Here is a 17,594-nt window from a genome sequence, read left to right as displayed (position 1 = left end):
AAAACGGGCGCGCGAGTATAAGGCGTCGCGCGCCCGCTGTCGTCAGCGAATCCGGCCGGCGGCCGGTAACAGCTCGTCTTTGCTGAAGTCGTCGACGTCAATGACTTTGCGTCGAGCCGCTTCGGCAGCCTGCAGGGTGAGCGCGTCTTCGGGCGTCAGCACGCCCGCCGCCACGGCTGCATCGATGCCGCTTTGGCCCGGAGCGGGGCGCACCTGGCCGGCCTTCAGCGCGGTTTGCAATTGCTTGCGCAAGGGCTGTGCGGCCCCCAATAGGTCGCTGGCCACTTGCAACGCACCCACTGCGTCGCTGGCCGATTGCGGGCGATAGCAGCCGGCTAGCAGTTCTTCGAGGGTCGGGTCGCCTTTGTTGCGCCCGATCACCGCCGCGACCTTGGCGTCCAGTGCGTCCGATGGCCCGGTGTGGCGACGGCCCAGGGGGAAGACGATCACCCGCAGCAGCGCCCCGAACACTCGATTGGGGAAGTTGCGCAGGATCTGGTCCAGGGCGTGCTCGGCTTTGCCCAGGCTTTCTTCCATGGCCCAGTCGAGCAGTGGCCGCATGTGATCGGGCGAACCCAAGTCGTGGTAGCGTTTGAGCGCCGCCGAGCCCAGGTAGAGGTTGCTGAGCACGTCACCCAGGCGCGCCGAAAGGCGCTCGCGACGTTTCAGCTCGCCGCCCAGTAACATCATGCTCAGGTCCGCGAGCAGGGCGAAGGCCGCCGCTTGCCGGTCCAATGCCGAGAACCATTGGCGGCTAACCCCGTTGCCGGGGCGTTTGTCCCAGCGGCCCAGGCCCAGGTTCAGCACCAGGGTGCTGGCCGCGTTGCTGACGGCGAAGCCGATGTGTTTGAGCAGCAATTGATCGAACTCGATCAGGGCGTTGTCTTGGTCGGAGCGGCCGGCCAGGGCCATCTCCTTGAGGACGAAAGGGTGGCAGCGGATGGCGCCCTGGCCGAAGATCATCAGGTTGCGCGAAAGAATATTCGCACCTTCGACCGTGATGAAAATCGGTGCGCCTTGCCAGTTGCGGCCCAGGTAGTTGTTTGGGCCCATGATGATGCCTTTGCCGCCATGCACATCCATGGCGTCGCTGATACAGGCGCGGCCACGCTCGGTCAGGTGGTACTTAAGGATCGCCGACAGCACCGAGGGTTTTTCCCCCAGGTCGACGGCATTGGCCGTGAGCATGCGGGCACTGTCCATCAACCAGGCATTGCCGGCGATGCGAGCCAGGGCTTCCTGGATGCCTTCGAAGGCCGCCAGCGGCACGTTGAATTGTTCGCGCACTCGGGCATATTGGCCGGTCACCAGGCTGGTGTACTTGGCGGCGCCAGTGCCCACCGCTGGCAGGGAGATGGAGCGGCCTACCGACAGGCAGTTCATTAGCATCATCCAGCCCTTACCGAGCATGGCTTGCCCGCCGATCAAATAATCCAGGGGGATAAACACATCTTTGCCCGAGTTCGGCCCGTTCATGAACGCAGCGCCCAGGGGTAAGTGGCGACGGCCGATTTCCACGCCGGGGGTGTCGGTCGGGATCAAGGCCAGCGAGATGCCCAGGTCTTCTTCTTCGCCCAGCAGGTGCTCGGGGTCATAGGCTTTGAATGCCAGACCGAGCAAAGTGGCAACCGGGCCGAGGGTGATGTAACGCTTTTCCCAGGTGACTCGCAGGCCGATCACTTCGGCGCCGTTCCATTGACCTTTGCAGATAATCCCCGTATCGGGCATGGCGCCGGCATCGGACCCAGCCATGGGGCCGGTCAAGGCGAAGCAGGGGATGTCGTCACCGCGGGCCAGTCGTGGCAGGTAGTGATCGCGCTGAGCATCGGTGCCGTAGTGCAACAACAACTCGGCTGGGCCTAAGGAGTTGGGCACCATGACGGTGGAAGCCAGGTCGCCGCTGCGGGTCGCCAACTTCATGGCCACTTGGGAGTGGGCGTAGGCCGAGAAGCCTTTACCGCCGTAGGCCTTGGGGATGATCAGGGCGAAGAAGCCATGTTCCTTGATATGGGCCCAGGCCTCGGGCGGCAGGTCCATGTCTTGGCCGATCTGCCAGTCGCTGACCATCGCGCAGAGGGCCTCGGTAGGGCCGTCGATGAAGGCCTGCTCTTCCTCGGTCAGGCTGACTTTGGGGTAGGCGAGGAGGGTATTCCAGTCGGGCTTACCGCTGAATAGCTGGCCGTCCCACCAAACGGTCCCGGCGTCGATAGCGTCGCGCTCGGTTTCGGACATGGGCGGTAGGGTTTTCTTGAACCAGGCGAACAGCGGCCGGCTTAAGCGCTGGCGGCGCAGGTCGGGGAGCAGCACCAGGGCGGCAGCGGCGATCAGCAACAGCCAAAGCACGATCATCAGCAGCACTGGTGGATGCCCAAACAGGCCCATTAACACCAGGTAGCCAGCGACTACGCCCATGGCGGGCAGCGGCTCAAAGCGTCGATGAGCCAACCAGGCAACGCCGACCAGCAGAACCAGAATCCACAACAACAGCATATTCATTCCTCCGTGAAGACAGCGTACGGCCAACCCATATGGCTATTCCCTCAGTCTAGACGGGGATGGGCGTGGAGGAGGGTCGCAACGGCAGGCTTCGGTCTGTGGGAAAACCCATGGCTACAGGGTAAATGACCCTGGCGATAGGTGGGAGTTCGCGGCGAAACCCAATGGAACGTACGCCCCGGATACACCTCGAAACAAACTAACAGCGGTGGGCTTCCTGAACTTGCCGACCTGTTCGCCCTGATAGTGACTATCACCAAGCATCACTGTACTCAAGTGCTCGGTTCTTGCACCATGGCGGGCTTAGCTGAGCCTTGTGCGCTTTCACCCATCCACGATTTTTATATACGGTGTATAGACCTTCTATGAGTTCTGCTCTGTCCATCCGGCAGCTAACCAAAACATACGGTAACGGTTTCAAGGCCTTGAACGGTATTGACCTGGATGTTGCCGAAGGTGACTTTTTCGCCCTCCTGGGCCCCAACGGGGCGGGTAAGTCCACCACCATTGGCATCCTTTCTACCCTGGTCAATAAGTCCAGCGGCTCGGTCAATATCTTTGGCCACGACCTTGACCAGCAACCGGCTGCGCTTAAGCGTTGCATCGGCGTGGTGCCCCAGGAATTCAATTTCAATCAGTTCGAAAAAACCTTCGATATCGTCGTGACTCAGGCTGGTTACTACGGTATTCCGGCTAAAGTGGCCAAGGAGCGTGCCGAGCAGTATCTGACCCAGCTCGGCCTATGGGATAAGCGCGATACTCCTTCGCGCTCGTTGTCAGGGGGGATGAAGCGGCGTCTGATGATCGCCCGTGCGTTGATCCACGAACCGCGGTTGTTGATCCTCGACGAGCCTACCGCCGGCGTCGACATCGAGCTGCGTCGCTCGATGTGGACCTTTCTGACCGAGCTAAACCAAAAAGGCATCACCATCATTCTGACGACCCACTACCTGGAAGAAGCTGAGCAGCTGTGCCGCAATATCGGCATCATTGACCACGGTACGATCGTCCAGAACACCAGCATGCGCCAGTTGCTGGGCACCCTGCACGTTGAGACCTTCCTGCTCGACCTGAGCCATGAGCTGGCGGCCGCACCGCAGTTGGCCGGTTATCCATGCCGGCTGGTCGACGCCCGAACTCTAGAGGTTCAGGTCGATAAGCAAGTAGGTATCACCGGTTTGTTCAGCCAGTTGGCCTTGCAAAACATTCAGGTGATCAGCTTGCGCAACAAGACCAATCGCCTGGAGGAACTGTTCGTTTCTTTGGTAGAGAAAAATCTGAAGAAGGTCGCCATATGAGCTCCGAGTTTCGGCCGAATCTGGTCGCCCTGAAAACCATCGTTTACCGTGAGATCCATCGTTTCACCCGGATCTGGCCGCAAACCCTGCTGCCCCCGGCGATCACCATGGTGCTGTACTTCGTGATCTTCGGTAACCTGATTGGCCAGCGCATCGGTGAAATGGGTGGCTTCACCTACATGGAGTACATCGTGCCGGGGCTGATCATGATGTCGGTGATCACCAATGCTTATGGCAACGTGGTCTCAAGCTTCTTCGGCGCGAAGTTCCAGCGCTCCATCGAAGAGTTGATGGTGTCGCCCGTGTCGCCCCACACCATTCTGGTGGGCTATGTGATGGGCGGCGTGCTACGGGGCTTGGCGGTGGGGATCATCGTGACGCTGCTGTCGCTGTTCTTCACCCACCTGCAGGTGCATCACCTGGGTATTACCTTATTGGTGGTGATACTGACGGCAACGATTTTTTCGCTGCTGGGGTTCATCAACGCGGTCTTCGCGCGCAATTTCGATGATATCTCCATCGTCCCCACGTTCCTGCTGACGCCTCTGACCTACCTGGGCGGGGTGTTCTATTCCATCACTCTGTTGCCACCGTTCTGGCAGACCGTGTCCCTGGCCAACCCAGTGCTGCACATGGTCAACGCGTTCCGCTACGGGATTCTCGGCGTGTCGGATATCAGCATTGGCGTGGCCGTGGCCTTTATGCTGGTGGCGACAGTGGTGCTGTATATCGCTTGCGCGCGGTTGTTGGTCAGTGGCCGCGGGATGCGCTCGTAGCCCTTACGAACGCTGTTTGAACTTCATTGCTGGCGGCGTTGCGCTTTGCGCCGCCGCCATTGCCTGGCCACCCACCAGCGCCAGTACAGCATGGTCAGGCAATACGCCAACGCCCCCAGTACCAGCCCGCACACCACCGAACCCAGCAGGAATGGCTGCCACAGCGTGTAAAGCTGGTCGGTGATCCATTGGAAGGTCAGGTCGTCGGGCAAGTTGCGTGGTGGCTGTTGCATCAGCCATGAGCCCACCTTGTAGGTGCAGTAGAACACCGGCGGCATGGTGATGGGGTTTGTCAGCCACACCAGGCTGACGGCTATGGGCATATTGGCGCGCACCGGTATCGCCAGGCTGGCGGCCAAGAGCATTTGCATAGGAATGGGAATGAAGGCCGCGAACAGGCCGACCGCCATGGCCCGCGCTACGGAATGGCGGTTGAGGTGCCAAAGGTTGGGGTCATGCAGCAGGCGGCCAAGAAAGCGCAGCGATTTGTGCTCACGAATACTGGTGGGATCGGGCATGTAGCGTTTGAATAATCGACGCGGCATGGCGGTCCTCGGTCGGCTGCAAAACGGTCGAGCCAGTATGCACAGATTCGCCTCCAGGCAAATTCAGACTTTGTGACATTTAATAAGAGCGCGTTCTAGGGCCTTGGTCTAAGCCTATCCCAGTGGGTTTAAAATCAAGGACCGATACCATGCGAACAGGGATGCTCGCGTTGGGCTTGGGGCTGCTCGCGCCGGCGTTTTTGCCGAGCTTGCCGCCTGCCTGGGCGCTATTGGGGGTGGCGGCGGGCGCGCTGTTGGGTTTGTGCCTGCGTACGTACCGCGTGAGTGCGTTGCTGCTGGGCGTAGCCTGGGCCTGCGCCTCGGCGCAGTGGGCGTTGGATGACCGCTTGTCGGCGCAGCTCGACGGCCGCACGTTTTGGTTGGAAGGGCAAGTCAGCGGCCTACCCGATAGATCCGGCAGTTCTGTGCGCTTCGAGTTGCGTGACATCCAAGCCCGTCAGCACCAGCTGCCGACTCGCCTGCGGCTGTCATGGTTCAACGGCCCGGCGGTGCGCGAAGGCGAGCGCTGGCGTTTGGCGGTGCGCCTGAAACGCCCGCGGGGGCTGGTCAACCCGGGCGGCTTCGATCATGAGCAGTGGCTGCTCAGCCACCGCATAGGCGCCACGGGCAGTGTCAAAGACGGCCATTTGCTTGTTCCTGCCCGGCACGCTTGGCGCGACGATCTGCGCGAGCGGCTTTCGCGGGTTGATGCCTGGGGCCGTGAAGGCGCCTTGCGTGCGTTGGTACTCGGCGATGGGCAAGGTGTCAGCAGCGCCGATTGGGCCATTTTGCAAGCCACCGGCACGGTGCATTTGCTAGTGATCTCAGGGCAACATATCGGTCTGGTCGGCGCGCTGGTCTACGGCCTGGTAGCTGGCCTGGCGCGCCTGGGGTTATGGCCGCGCCGCTGGCCCTGGCTGCCGTGGGCCTGCGCCTTGGCAATGCTGGCCGCCCTGGGCTACGGCGCCCTGGCCGGTTTCCAGGTGCCCGTGCAGCGTGCCTGCCTGATGCTCGCGCTGGTGCTGGTCTGGCGCCTGCGCTACCGCCACTTGGGGCTATTGCTGCCGCTGCTGCTGGTGTTTGATGCGGTGCTGTTGATCGAGCCGCTGGTCAGCCTGCAACCCGGCTTCTGGTTGTCATTCGGTGCGGTCGCAGTGCTTATGCTGATCTTTCGCGGCCGCCTGGGCGCCTGGCGGCCTTGGCGGGCTTGGGGGCGTGCGCAGTTTCTGATCGCCCTAGGGCTGTTGCCGATGTTGTTGGCGTTAGGTCTGCCGATCAGCCTGAGCGGGCCGCTGGTCAACCTGGTGGCGGTGCCATGGGTCAGTGTCGGTATTTTGCCCCTGGCGTTGGCTGGCACCCTACTGCTGCCCTGGCCTGGGGTGGGTAGCGCGTTGTTATGGCTGGCCGGGGGATCGCTGGAAGCGTTGTTTATGTTTCTGCAGTGGGCCGCGCAACTCGCGCCTGCCTGGACACCGCCATTGGTCCCCGGCTGGCTGGCCGCGTTGGTGGGGCTCGGCGCTTTCCTGGTGCTGTTGCCCGCCGGCAGCCCATTGCGGCCGCTGGGCTGGCCGTTGTTGCTATTGGTGGTATGGCCCGGCGGCGAGCGCATAGCGTGGGGGCAGGCGCAGATCTGGCAATTGGATGTTGGGCAAGGCCTTGCCGTTATCGTGCGCACGCGCGGACATACCCTGGTCTACGACACCGGCCCGCGCACCCCAGGTTTCGACAGCGGCGAGCGGGTTCTGGTGCCGACCCTGCGCAAGCTTGGCGTGGGCCAGGTGGACAGCCTGCTGATCAGCCACGCCCACCTCGACCACGCCGGCGGAGCGCCGGCCTTGATGCGTAGCTTCCCCGCCGCGCAGGTGCTGGCCGGTGAGCCCGCCGGCTTGCCCAAAGCCTGGCGCGCCCAAGCCTGTCGCCCAGGCGCCAGTTGGGTTTGGGACGGCGTGACCTTTACCGTATGGCGCTGGCTGCAGGCCCGCGAGAGCAATCCGGCCTCCTGTGTCCTGCTGGTCGAGGCGAGCGGTGAGCGTTTGTTGTTGACCGGCGATATCGACAGTGCGGCAGAGCGAGCGCTGCTCGACAGCGGCTTGGACGTGGCGGCCGATTGGCTGCAAGCACCCCACCATGGCAGCCGCACCTCATCTTCCCAGCGGTTCGTTGACGCCGTGGCGCCCCGTGGCGTGATGATTCCCCGCGGGCAGGGCAATTCTTTCGGCCACCCGCACATCAGTGTGGTCGAGCGCTACCGGCAAGCCGGAGCCAGCCTGCACGACAACGCCATTGATGGCGCCCTGCAACTCACGCTGGGGCGTTTTAGTGGACCAACGGCCTGGCGCAGCCAGCGGCGCTTTTGGCGTGATGACCATGTGCCAGCCCCGTAAAACTGGCCGCCAACCGTCATCACGGTCTCGGCCAGCCTACGCGGCCTATGGTAGAGTGGCGCACTTTTGCGAGGGAGTCGTTACTGTGTGGGAATTGGTCAAGTCGGGCGGCTGGATGATGCTGCCGATTATTTTGAGCTCCATCGCCGCTCTAGGTATCACGGCTGAACGTCTCTGGACCCTGCGGGCAAGCCGCGTCGCACCGCCGCACTTGGTTGGCCAAGTGTGGCGCTGGCGCAAAGACAAACAGCTGAACAAAGAAAAACTCAAGGAGCTACGCGCCGACTCACCCTTGGGTGAAATCCTGGCGGCCGGGCTGGCCAACTCCAAGCATGGCCGCGAAGTCATGAAAGAGTCCATTGAGGAGGCCGCCAGCCGTGTCGTCCATGAACTGGAGCGCTATATCAATGCCTTGGGCACCATCGCGGCCATGGCGCCCTTGCTGGGCCTGCTGGGGACGGTGATCGGCATGATCGAAATCTTCAGCTCGTTCATGGGCAGCGACATGAGCGCCAACCCGGCACTCATGGCCAGTGGTATCTCCAAGGCCCTGGTGACCACCGCCGCGGGCCTTATCGTGGCGATCCCGGCGCTGTTCTTTCACCGGTTTCTGCAACGCCGGCTCGACGAGCTGATCGTCGGCATGGAGCAGGAAGCCATCAAGTTGGTCGAGGTGGTGCAAGGTGAGCGCGAGGTCGATTTCGACGAGGGCAAAGTGTGAAGTTCCGCCGCCGCCGCCGGGAAAATATCGAGCTGAACCTCATCTCATTGATTGACGTGGTGTTCGTCCTGCTGCTGTTTTTTGTCGTCACCACCACTTTCACCCGCCAGAGCCAGCTGCGTGTCGAGCTGCCCGAAGCGGTCAGCGGCATGCCGGCTGAAGACGCGGCGGGCAAGCGCATCGAGGTGGCCATCAGCGCCGATGGGGTTTACTCGGTCAATGATCAACTGCTGCCCAAAAGCGATCTGCCCACGTTGCTCGACGCGATACAACAAGCATCCGGTGGCGACAACACGCTGCGTTTGTCGATCAGCGCTGACGGCAAGACCCCCCATCAGTCGGTGATCACCGCCATGGATGCCGCCGGCAAGTTAGGCTTCAGCAAGCTCGACATGACCACTGTCGAGGCGCAGGGCGGGCGCTGATGGCGTTCGGTGAGCGCCTGGTGCGCGCCTGGTACGAGGGCCACCCGGCCTTGTCGCTGCTGCGCCCGTTGGAATGCCTCTACCGCCGGGTGGTGATGCGTAAGCGCCAGCGCTTCGAAGCCGGGCAGGGCGCCAGTTACCGCGCGCCAGTGCCGGTGGTGGTGGTGGGTAACATCACGGTCGGTGGCACCGGCAAAACCCCGATGATTCTCTACCTGATCGAGCACTGTCAGCGTCAGGGGCTGCGCGTGGGCGTGGTCAGCCGTGGCTATGGCGCGCGGCCGCCCCATTGGCCGTGGCGAGTGTTGCCTGAGCAGGCCGCGGCCCAAGCCGGGGACGAGCCTCTGCTGATTGTGCGCCGTACCGGCGTGCCGCTGGTGATCGACCCAGACCGCAGCCAGGCCGTGCGCGCGCTGTTGGCGGCCGAGCCAGTCGACCTCATCCTGTCGGATGATGGCTTACAACACTACCGCCTGGCCCGTGACCTTGAGCTGGTGCTGATCGACGCGGCCCGGGGGCTGGGCAACGGCCGTTGCCTGCCTGCCGGGCCGCTGCGCGAGCCCCGCGAGCGTTTGGCCTCGGTGGACGCCGTGTTGTTCAACGGCGCGCCGGCTGATTCGGCGCAAGGCTTTGCCTTCACCCTGCAGCCCACCGCACTGATCAACCTGCGCAGTGGCAAGCGTCACTCTCTCGAGCATTTTCCGCCTGGCCAAGCGCTGCACGCGGTGGCCGGTATCGGTAACCCGCAGCGTTTCTTCAAGACCCTGCAGGCGCTACACTGGCAGCCACTGCCGCACCCGTTCGCCGACCACGCCCAGTACAGCGCCGAGGCCCTGAGTTTTCAGCCGCCGTTACCGGTGGTGATGACTGAAAAAGACGCCGTCAAATGCCAGCCGTTCGCCGCTGACGATTGGTGGTATCTGGCTGTTGAGGCCGTGCCGTCACCGGCTTTCGTGGTGTGGTTCGATCAGCAACTGCAGCGCTTGCTGGGCACGCCACCCCAGCCCTGATTCCTGTTCCGTTGCCATTTTTCTAAAGGATGCTCCATGGACACCAAATTGCTCGATATCCTCGCCTGCCCCGTTTGCAAAGGGCCGCTCAAGCTCAGCGCGGACAAGACCGAACTGATCAGCAAGGGCGCCGGGCTGGCCTTTCCGATCCGTGATGGGATTCCGGTGATGCTGGAAAGCGAAGCGCGTACGCTCACCGACGACGAGCGTCTGGAAAAATGAGTGCTGAGTTCACCGTGGTGATCCCGGCACGCTATGCCTCCACGCGGTTGCCCGGTAAGCCCCTGCAACTGATCGCGGGCAAGCCGATGGTCCAGTACGTATGGGAGCAGGCTTGTAAGAGCAGCGCTACGCGAGTGGTGGTGGCCACCGACGATGCGCGCATCGTTGCTGCCTGTGAGGCCTTTGGCGCCCAGGTGCTGATGACCCGCGACGATCATGCGTCCGGCACCGACCGCCTGGCGGAAGTGGCGGCGGCGCTGGGGCTGGCGGCTGACGCCATTGTGGTGAATGTTCAGGGCGACGAGCCGTTGATTCCGCCGCAGGTCATCGACCAAGTCGCGGCCAACCTGGCGGCCCACGCCGAAGCCGGTATCTCGACCCTGGCCGAGCCTATCCAAGACGCGCAAACACTGTTCAACCCCAACGTGGTGAAAGTGGCCAGCGACTGCAATGGCCTGGCCCTGACGTTCAGCCGCGCGCCGTTGCCCTGGGCCCGCGACGACTTCGCCCGGGCCCGCGACAGCCTGCCGCCAGAAGTGCCTTACCGGCGGCATATCGGCATCTACGCTTACCGTGCCGGTTTCCTTCAGGACTTCGTGGCGTGGGGCCCGTGCTGGCTGGAAAACACCGAATGCCTCGAACAGTTGCGTGCCCTATGGCACGGGGTGCGTATTCATGTGGCCGATGCGCTGATCGCGCCGCCGCCCGGCGTCGATACCGCTGAAGACCTAGAGCGCGTGCGGCGCCTGTTGGAGGCCTGATGCGGGTATTGTTCGTCTGTTTGGGTAACATCTGCCGCTCGCCCACCGCGCAAGGGGTGTTGCAGCAGCAGTTGTTTCAGGCCGGGTTGGCCGAGCGGGTCGAGGTGGCGTCCGCCGGTACCGGCGCCTGGCATGTCGGTAAGCCACCAGACGCCCGCTCCCAGCGCGCCGCGCTGGCGCGTAACTATGACTTGTCTGCACAGCGCGCGCAGCAGGTCAGCGTGGCCGACTTCCAGCACTACGACTTTATTTTTGCCATGGACCGGAGCAATTTGGCCGACCTCAAGCGCTTGCAGCCCGCGGGTAGCCGCGCCGAGCTGGATCTGTTCCTGCGCCGCTTCGACGCGCCCGTGGACGAAGTGCCCGACCCTTACTACGACGGTGATGCCGGGTTCGAACAGGTGCTCGACTTGATCGAGCATGCCTGCCAGGGCCTGGTCAGCGAACTGCGAGGCCGCCTGTGAGCCTGGCTGTCGAGCATGATGTCTCGCTCAAACCCTTCAATACGTTCGGCATCGACGTGCGCGCCCGGGCCTTCGTCGAGGTTCATGATGATGCTCAGGCCTGCGCGGCCCTGCGCCATGCCGACGCCATTGGGCAGGCGGTGTTGCTGGTGGGCGGTGGCAGCAACCTGCTATTGACCCGCGACGTTGAGGCGCTGGTGGTGCGCATGGGCAGCCGTGGTATTCGCCAACTGAGCGAGGTACAGGGTCAGGTGGTGATCGAAGCGGAGGCGGGCGAACCCTGGCACCCGTTTGTTTTGGCGACCTTGGCCATGGGCCTGGCCGGGCTGGAAAACCTGAGCCTGATTCCCGGTACGGTGGGCGCGGCACCGATGCAGAACATCGGGGCTTATGGGGTTGAGATCAAGGACGTGTTTCACAGCCTGATCGCACTGGACAGGCATACCCTGCAAACCCGTGAATTCAGCCTGGCTGACTGTCAGTTCGGCTACCGTGACAGCCGCTTCAAGCGCGAGCCGGGCCGCTGGTTGATCCTGCGTGTGCGCTTTCGCCTGGCTCGTCATGCGCCTTTGCACCTCGACTACGGCCCTGTGCGCCAGCGCTTGCAGCAAATGGACATTCAGGCGCCCACCCCGGCGGATGTCAGCGCAGCCATCTGCAGCATTCGTCGGGAAAAACTGCCCGACCCCGCTGAGTTGGGCAATGCCGGTAGTTTCTTTAAAAATCCGCTGGTTCCCGCCGCACTGGCCGAATCGATCAAAGCTGATCACCCGGATCTGGTGGCTTACCCTCAGCCAGACGGGCAAACCAAATTGGCCGCCGGTTGGCTGATCGAACGGGCTGGTTGGAAAGGCTTCAGAGAGGGCGATGCCGGTGTTCATCGATTGCAATCGCTGGTGCTGGTCAACTATGGCCAAGCCACTGGCGCGCAGCTCTATGAACTGGCCCAGCGTATTCGGGCGGACATCCTGAGTAAGTTCGGGGTAGAGCTGGAAATGGAACCCAACCTCTATTGATCCCTGGTGAGGGGCGTTAGCCCCAATCCCTTCATCGTGCAGGGCGCGAGCCTGATAGAACCCTCGCAGCAGCCCCGTGTCCTAACTTGCTGAATCCATATTTCCGATAGAGGCCCGTTGCACGTGGACAGTGTCGATCTAAATGTCTTGCGCAGCGTTCTCGCCTGGCGCCAAGAGGGCCGGGGCGTGGTGCTCTATACCGTGGTGCAGACCTGGGGCAGTGCGCCACGTCCGCCGGGAGCGATGCTGGCGCTGCGCGATGATGGCATGGTCATCGGCTCGGTGTCCGGTGGGTGTATCGAAGATGACTTGATCACTCGGTTGCACGACGGGCGCTCGCGCCAAGGGCCCGTGCAGTTGATCACCTATGGGGTCACTCGTGATGAGGCGGCGCGCTTTGGTCTGCCGTGCGGTGGAACCTTGCGCTTGACCGAAGAATGGGTTGGCGACGTCCAATGGGTCACGCAATTGTTGGCCTGCTGCGAGGGGCATGAACTGGTTGCCCGGGTACTCGACCTCGCTAGCGGCCAGGTCAGCCTGCAGCCCGCCACCCGCGAAGACGCTTTCAGTTTCGATGAGCGCATCTTGCGCGCTGTTTATGGGCCGCGCTGGCGGCTGTTGCTGATCGGTGCCGGTCAGTTGTCTCGCTACGTGGCGGAAATGGCGCGTCTACTCGATTTTCAGGTATTGGTCTGCGACCCGCGCGAAGAGTTTTCCCACGCCTGGGACGCCGGCGAGGTGCAGTTCGTCGCGGGGATGCCGGACGATGCGGTGCTGTCGATCAAGACCGACGAACGCACGGCGGTGGTCGCACTCACCCACGATCCTCGCCTGGACGATATGGCCCTGTTGACCGCCCTGGAATCCCCCGCATTTTATGTCGGCGCTCTGGGTTCACGGGTCAATAGCGAGAAACGCCGGGCCAACCTGGCGCAGCTGGGCGTTCCGGCGGCGGCGATCGCCCGCTTGCATGGCCCCATCGGGCTGCCGATCGGTAGCCATACACCGCCCGAGATCGCCCTGTCGTTAATGGCGCAGATCGTCGCGCTGAAGAACGCTTCGTCATGAGCCGCGAGGTGGCAGCTGTGATCCTGGCTGCCGGGCACGGGCGCCGATACCGCGAAGCCTGCGAGCAAGACCTAGACAAACTCATGGCTGTTTGCACCGGCCTGGATGGGGTGCGCCGGAGCGTTTTCGAGCAGGTGCTGGTGAATCTGGGCCAGCCGGTGGCGCGGCGTTTGGTGGTCACTCGGCCTGAGCGCCATGGGGTCATTGAGCTGGCGCAGCGCTATGGTTGTGAAATCATTCTTTTGGCCTCTGCCGGCATGGGCGACAGCCTCGCCGCTGCTATTGCCGCCAGCCCAGGCCAGGCGGGGTGGCTTGTGCTGCTGGGGGATATGCCGTGGGTGCGCCCAGCCAGCTTGCAGGCCGTGCTCGATGCCATGCAGCCTGCATACATTAGTGTGGCCTGCGGTGCGCAGGGCTATGGCCACCCCGTCGGTTTTGGTAGCGCTTACGGAGCGGGGCTGCTGGGCTTGAGCGGCGATCAGGGGGCCAAACGCCTGTTCTGCGCGGGTCAGGTGGTGCCGGTCCCAACGGACGATCCCGGCATTTACCGAGATGTCGACCTACCGGCTGACGTACCCGATTAAGTCCCCCCCATAAAAAAACCCTCGCCGGCACAAGCCGACGAGGGTTTTTTTATGACTGCCCGGGGTGTCAGGCGAGCGGTTTAGGCTCGTTGCTGTGATCCGGGTGTTGCTCAGCGGCAGGCTCTGCCGACTGCAGGTTTTCATCCACAGGAGTAGCGGCTACTTCAGCAGGGGCGTGTACCGCCTCGGCTTCGGCTTTAGCGCTGCTCAGGGCTGCCGACTGCTCGGTTTCCCGGGCGGCGGCAGCGGCCAGTTCTGCTTCACGCTTACGCCGACGTACTTCACGTGGGTCGTTAGGCGCGCGGCCGTTGCTGGCTACCGCAGGGGCGGCAACCGGCACCACGGGTTCAGCCACAGGGGCTGGCTCGACCACTACAGGCTCGGCGGCGGCTGGCTGGGGCTGAGCCGCTGCGGCTTCTTCCGGTGCTGGCTCGGTCACTTGCTCCGGTGCAGCCTGGATCGCCTCGACCTGGGCCGGTTGCGGTTGATACTCCACAACGGGCTCGGCCTGTTCGGTCACGCTAGCCTCTGGCTGCGGTTCGCTGATCTGCATCAACGCCGGTTCGTTGTTCAGGCTTTGTGGCTGAACTTCGATAGGCTCTACAGAGACAGGCGCTGGTGCTGGTTCCACGGGAACGAACGGCTGTTCGATCACTGGGGCAGGGCTGGCTTGGGCTTCAGGCTCAACAGCGGCAGGCTCGACGGCTGCGGCCGGCTCAGGCTGAACGGGTTCCGCTGCTGTGGCAACGATTTCCGGAGCGGCCAGTTCGGCGTTTTCCAGGGTCGCGGCAGTGGCCCGCTCGGCTTGGCTGTGGGCCTGGGCCTCGGCGGCTGAGCTGATGACACCTTCGCCGGCCGCAGCGCTGGCGGCGGCGGTAATGGCTGGGGTGGCCACGGCAGGAGTCGACTCGCTAGCGTCGCTGTCTTCGCCGTCGTTGCCTTCTTCGGAGCCTTCGATCACATCGCCATTGGCGTCGCGCTGACGCTCGCGGCGGTTGCTGCGACGACGCTGCCCACGGGAGCGGCGACGTGGGCGATCACCCTCGGCGTTGTCCTGGTTGTCATCTTGCAGGGCTTCCTCGTTGAGAGGCGCTTGCTCGGTGTCTTCCTCGGTCGAAGCGGTTTCCACCGCTGCCGGGCGTGGGGCACGCTCTTCACGGGGTGCGCGCGGTTGACGCTCTTCGCGCGGCGCTCGTTCTTCACGGGGAGCACGCTCTTCACGAGGCGTTCGTTCGGCACGCGGGGCGCGCTCGGCGGGCTCTTCCATGGCAGCAGTGACTGCGGCAGCGGCAACGGCCGGGGTCGCGTCCAGCGGCTCGCGCAGCTCGCGTACCGGGCGGTCTTCACTGTTACGGCTATTACGGCCTTCACGTGGGGTGCGCGGCTGGCGCTCCTGGCGCGGCGCGCGTTCTTCGCGGGCTACGGCTGGGGCAGGGGTAGCGGCAGCTTCGCGCGGCTCACGCTCTTCACGCGGGGCACGGGCCTGGCGATCTTCGCGTGGGGCGCGGTCTTCCCGCGGTTTGCGTTCGTTACGGTTACGGCTTTGCTGGCGACCGTTACGGCGCTCGTCGTTACGGGCCGGACGCTCGCTGGCGGGTTTTTCAACCACGGCCGGGGCGGCGGCGACAGGCTCTTCCTTGGTGGCGAACAGGCTGACCAGGGACTTCACCAGGCCCTTGAACAGGCTTGGCTCCGGCAGTTGCGCCGGGGCGGCCGTAGGGGCCGTGGAAGTGGCCTCGGCGCTGGCCGATACCGGTGCGGCAGTGCGCACTGGGGCCGTCTTGACGGCTGCTTCCTGGCGCACCAGGGTGCGGGTCGCCGCGACCGGCAGCACTTCTTCGACTTCGGCGGCAGCGATTTCGTAGCTCGACTGATTGGTCAAAGCTTCCGGGCTGTCGTCACGCAGGCGCTGCACTTCGAAGTGCGGTGTTTCCAAGTGATCGTTGGGCAAGATCACGATGCGCGCACGGGTGCGCAGTTCGATCTTGGTGATGGAGTTACGTTTTTCGTTCAGCAGGAACGCGGCGACCGGGATCGGCACCTGAGCGCGTACCTCGGCCGTACGGTCTTTCAGGGCTTCTTCTTCGATCAGGCGCAAAATCGCCAGCGACAGCGATTCTACGTCGCGGATGATGCCGGTGCCGTTGCAGCGAGGGCAAACGATGCCGCTGCTTTCACCCAGAGAAGGGCGCAGGCGCTGGCGCGACATTTCGAGCAGGCCGAAGCGAGAAATACGCCCCACTTGAACGCGGGCGCGGTCGGCTTCCAGGGACTCGCGGACTTTGTCCTCGACGGCGCGCTGGTTCTTGGCCGGGGTCATGTCGATGAAGTCGATCACGATCAGGCCGCCGATGTCCCGCAGGCGCAGTTGGCGGGCGATTTCTTCAGCCGCTTCCAGGTTGGTCTGCAGGGCGGTTTCTTCGATGTCGCTGCCTTTGGTGGCGCGCGCCGAGTTGATGTCGATGGACACCAGGGCTTCGGTCGGATCGATGACGATGGAGCCGCCCGATGGCAGTTCGACCACACGCTGGAAGGCGGTCTCGATCTGGCTTTCGATCTGGAAGCGGTTGAACAGGGGCACGCTGTCTTCGTACAGCTTGATCTTGCTAGCGTACTGCGGCATCACCTGGCGGATGAAGGTCAGGGCTTCTTCCTGGGCTTCGATGCTGTCGATCAGTACTTCGCCGATGTCCTGGCGCAGGTAGTCGCGGATCGCACGGATGATGACGTTGCTTTCCTGGTAGATCAGGAAAGGTGCGGAGCGGTCCAGCGACGCTTCTTTGATGGCGGTCCAGAGTTGCAGCAGGTAGTCGAGGTCCCACTGCATTTCTTCGCTGCTACGGCCAAGGCCGGCGGTACGCACGATCAGACCCATGTCGGCGGGAGCCACCAGGCCATTGAGCGCTTCCCGCAGTTCGTTGCGTTCTTCGCCTTCGATACGCCGGGAAATGCCGCCGGCACGCGGGTTGTTGGGCATCAGCACCAAGTAGCGGCCAGCCAGGCTGATGAAGGTGGTGAGGGCGGCGCCCTTGTTACCACGTTCTTCTTTTTCGACCTGAACGATGACTTCCTGGCCTTCGCTCAGGACGTCCTTGATGTTGACGCGGCCTTCAGGGGCCTTCTTGAAGTATTCGCGGGAGATTTCCTTGAGCGGCAGGAAGCCGTGGCGCTCAGAGCCGAAGTCGACGAAGGCGGCTTCGAGGCTCGGTTCGATGCGAGTGATACGGCCTTTGTAGATATTGGCCTTTTTCTGCTCGCGGGCGCCGGATTCGATGTCCAGGTCGTAGAGGCGCTGGCCGTCTACGAGGGCAACACGCAACTCTTCGGGTTGAGTTGCGTTAATCAGCATTCTTTTCATGTAGTACCGTCGGTTTCCGGGCTGCCGGAAACGGCGTTCGGCACACACGACTTCTCACGGTCGGTGTCAGGTGCGTCAACAGGGGCGATGCCCTTGTAGTCTCGTTCTGTGCGTACAGTGCCGCTCGGCGACTTTACGTACAGAATCTTGCGACCCTGCCTGATAGCGGCGGTGTCGCGACGACGCGTCCTGCTTGCTGTGGTGTCAAAAGCACTCAGTCAGGAGGAGGAATCAAACGTCGGCCGTGGACGCCCTGAAGCGTCTTGTGAAAGCCCTTGGCGGGTCGCCCATTGGCGACCATGCTGCGGTGCTACACGGTCTGACGGTTGTGCATCTCCACCCTACACGTATCCCTGATAATTCGGGTGCTGCCGCGCGCTGAATCCGCAACGGGTTGGCATTTATCGTGAGTTCCAGTTCTGGGAACCCACGCATCAGTATCATTACTAAGGCTTCATGTTTCCGA

The 17,594-nt window shown here is 63.1% G+C and carries 15 protein-coding genes; 12 read left to right on the top strand and 3 right to left on the bottom strand.

Annotation, left to right across the window (positions count from 1 at the left end; translation table 11 throughout):
• Positions 1-42: 42 nt before the first annotated feature.
• The gene (locus QCL65_RS18935) at positions 43-2,490 is read right to left on the bottom strand and encodes an acyl-CoA dehydrogenase (protein ID WP_407311442.1); all 2,448 of its coding nucleotides are present in this window, start codon (positions 2,488-2,490) and stop codon (positions 43-45) included.
• 371 nt (positions 2,491-2,861) lie between these two features.
• Between QCL65_RS18935 and QCL65_RS18930 the strand changes: the two genes are divergently transcribed.
• Positions 2,862-3,794 (top strand): ABC transporter ATP-binding protein, encoded by a 933-nt coding sequence (locus QCL65_RS18930; RefSeq protein ID WP_407311440.1) that lies wholly within the window; start codon positions 2,862-2,864, stop codon positions 3,792-3,794.
• Positions 3,791-4,570: an ABC transporter permease gene (locus tag QCL65_RS18925; protein WP_407311438.1), complete on the top strand. Its 780-nt coding sequence runs from the start codon at positions 3,791-3,793 to the stop codon at positions 4,568-4,570. Before QCL65_RS18930 ends, QCL65_RS18925 begins: the two co-directional genes overlap by 4 nt.
• A gap of 23 nt (positions 4,571-4,593) precedes the next feature.
• Here QCL65_RS18925 and QCL65_RS18920 read toward each other — a convergent pair whose 3' ends face one another.
• On the bottom strand, positions 4,594-5,115 hold the full coding sequence (locus QCL65_RS18920; RefSeq protein ID WP_407311436.1) for a DUF2062 domain-containing protein: 522 nt from the start codon (positions 5,113-5,115) through the stop codon (positions 4,594-4,596).
• 149 nt (positions 5,116-5,264) lie between these two features.
• Here QCL65_RS18920 and QCL65_RS18915 point away from each other — a divergent pair, with 149 nt between their 5' ends.
• The 10 genes from QCL65_RS18915 (at position 5,265) to QCL65_RS18870 (ending at position 13,770) form a co-directional block, all read left to right on the top strand.
• Positions 5,265-7,499, top strand: coding sequence for a ComEC/Rec2 family competence protein (locus tag QCL65_RS18915; RefSeq protein WP_407311434.1), 2,235 nt, complete (start codon positions 5,265-5,267; stop codon positions 7,497-7,499).
• Between the two features lie 85 nt (positions 7,500-7,584).
• Positions 7,585-8,220: a MotA/TolQ/ExbB proton channel family protein gene (locus QCL65_RS18910; RefSeq protein WP_407311432.1), complete on the top strand. Its 636-nt coding sequence runs from the start codon at positions 7,585-7,587 to the stop codon at positions 8,218-8,220.
• On the top strand, positions 8,217-8,645 hold the full coding sequence (locus QCL65_RS18905) for an ExbD/TolR family protein (RefSeq protein ID WP_407311430.1): 429 nt from the start codon (positions 8,217-8,219) through the stop codon (positions 8,643-8,645). The genes QCL65_RS18910 and QCL65_RS18905 overlap by 4 nt, the downstream gene beginning before the upstream one ends.
• Complete coding sequence (gene lpxK / locus QCL65_RS18900) at positions 8,645-9,655, top strand: tetraacyldisaccharide 4'-kinase (protein ID WP_407311428.1); 1,011 nt, start codon at positions 8,645-8,647, stop codon at positions 9,653-9,655. The genes QCL65_RS18905 and lpxK overlap by 1 nt, the downstream gene beginning before the upstream one ends.
• A 36-nt stretch (positions 9,656-9,691) precedes the next feature.
• Entirely contained in the window at positions 9,692-9,877 is a 186-nt protein-coding gene (locus QCL65_RS18895; protein ID WP_407311426.1) for a Trm112 family protein, read from the top strand.
• Positions 9,874-10,638 (top strand): 3-deoxy-manno-octulosonate cytidylyltransferase, encoded by a 765-nt coding sequence (gene kdsB, locus QCL65_RS18890; protein WP_407311424.1) that lies wholly within the window; start codon positions 9,874-9,876, stop codon positions 10,636-10,638. Before QCL65_RS18895 ends, kdsB begins: the two co-directional genes overlap by 4 nt.
• Complete coding sequence (locus QCL65_RS18885; RefSeq protein WP_407311422.1) at positions 10,638-11,102, top strand: low molecular weight protein-tyrosine-phosphatase; 465 nt, start codon at positions 10,638-10,640, stop codon at positions 11,100-11,102. Before kdsB ends, QCL65_RS18885 begins: the two co-directional genes overlap by 1 nt.
• On the top strand, positions 11,099-12,118 hold the full coding sequence (gene murB, locus QCL65_RS18880) for a UDP-N-acetylmuramate dehydrogenase (RefSeq protein WP_407311420.1): 1,020 nt from the start codon (positions 11,099-11,101) through the stop codon (positions 12,116-12,118). Before QCL65_RS18885 ends, murB begins: the two co-directional genes overlap by 4 nt.
• A gap of 123 nt (positions 12,119-12,241) precedes the next feature.
• Positions 12,242-13,186: an XdhC family protein gene (locus QCL65_RS18875; RefSeq protein ID WP_407311418.1), complete on the top strand. Its 945-nt coding sequence runs from the start codon at positions 12,242-12,244 to the stop codon at positions 13,184-13,186.
• Positions 13,183-13,770, top strand: coding sequence for an NTP transferase domain-containing protein (locus QCL65_RS18870; protein WP_407311416.1), 588 nt, complete (start codon positions 13,183-13,185; stop codon positions 13,768-13,770). The genes QCL65_RS18875 and QCL65_RS18870 overlap by 4 nt, the downstream gene beginning before the upstream one ends.
• A 67-nt stretch (positions 13,771-13,837) precedes the next feature.
• Here the strand turns inward: QCL65_RS18870 and rne are convergent, their stop codons facing one another.
• Complete coding sequence (gene rne / locus QCL65_RS18865) at positions 13,838-17,128, bottom strand: ribonuclease E (RefSeq protein ID WP_407311414.1); 3,291 nt, start codon at positions 17,126-17,128, stop codon at positions 13,838-13,840.
• Between the last annotated feature and the right edge of the window lie 466 nt (positions 17,129-17,594).

It is taken from the genome of Pseudomonas sp. nanlin1 (assembly GCF_045571515.1).
GTDB lineage: Bacteria > Pseudomonadota > Gammaproteobacteria > Pseudomonadales > Pseudomonadaceae > Aquipseudomonas.
The sequence above is the reverse complement of the archived record's forward strand: the minus strand, read 5'-3'. Positions and strand labels throughout refer to the sequence as shown.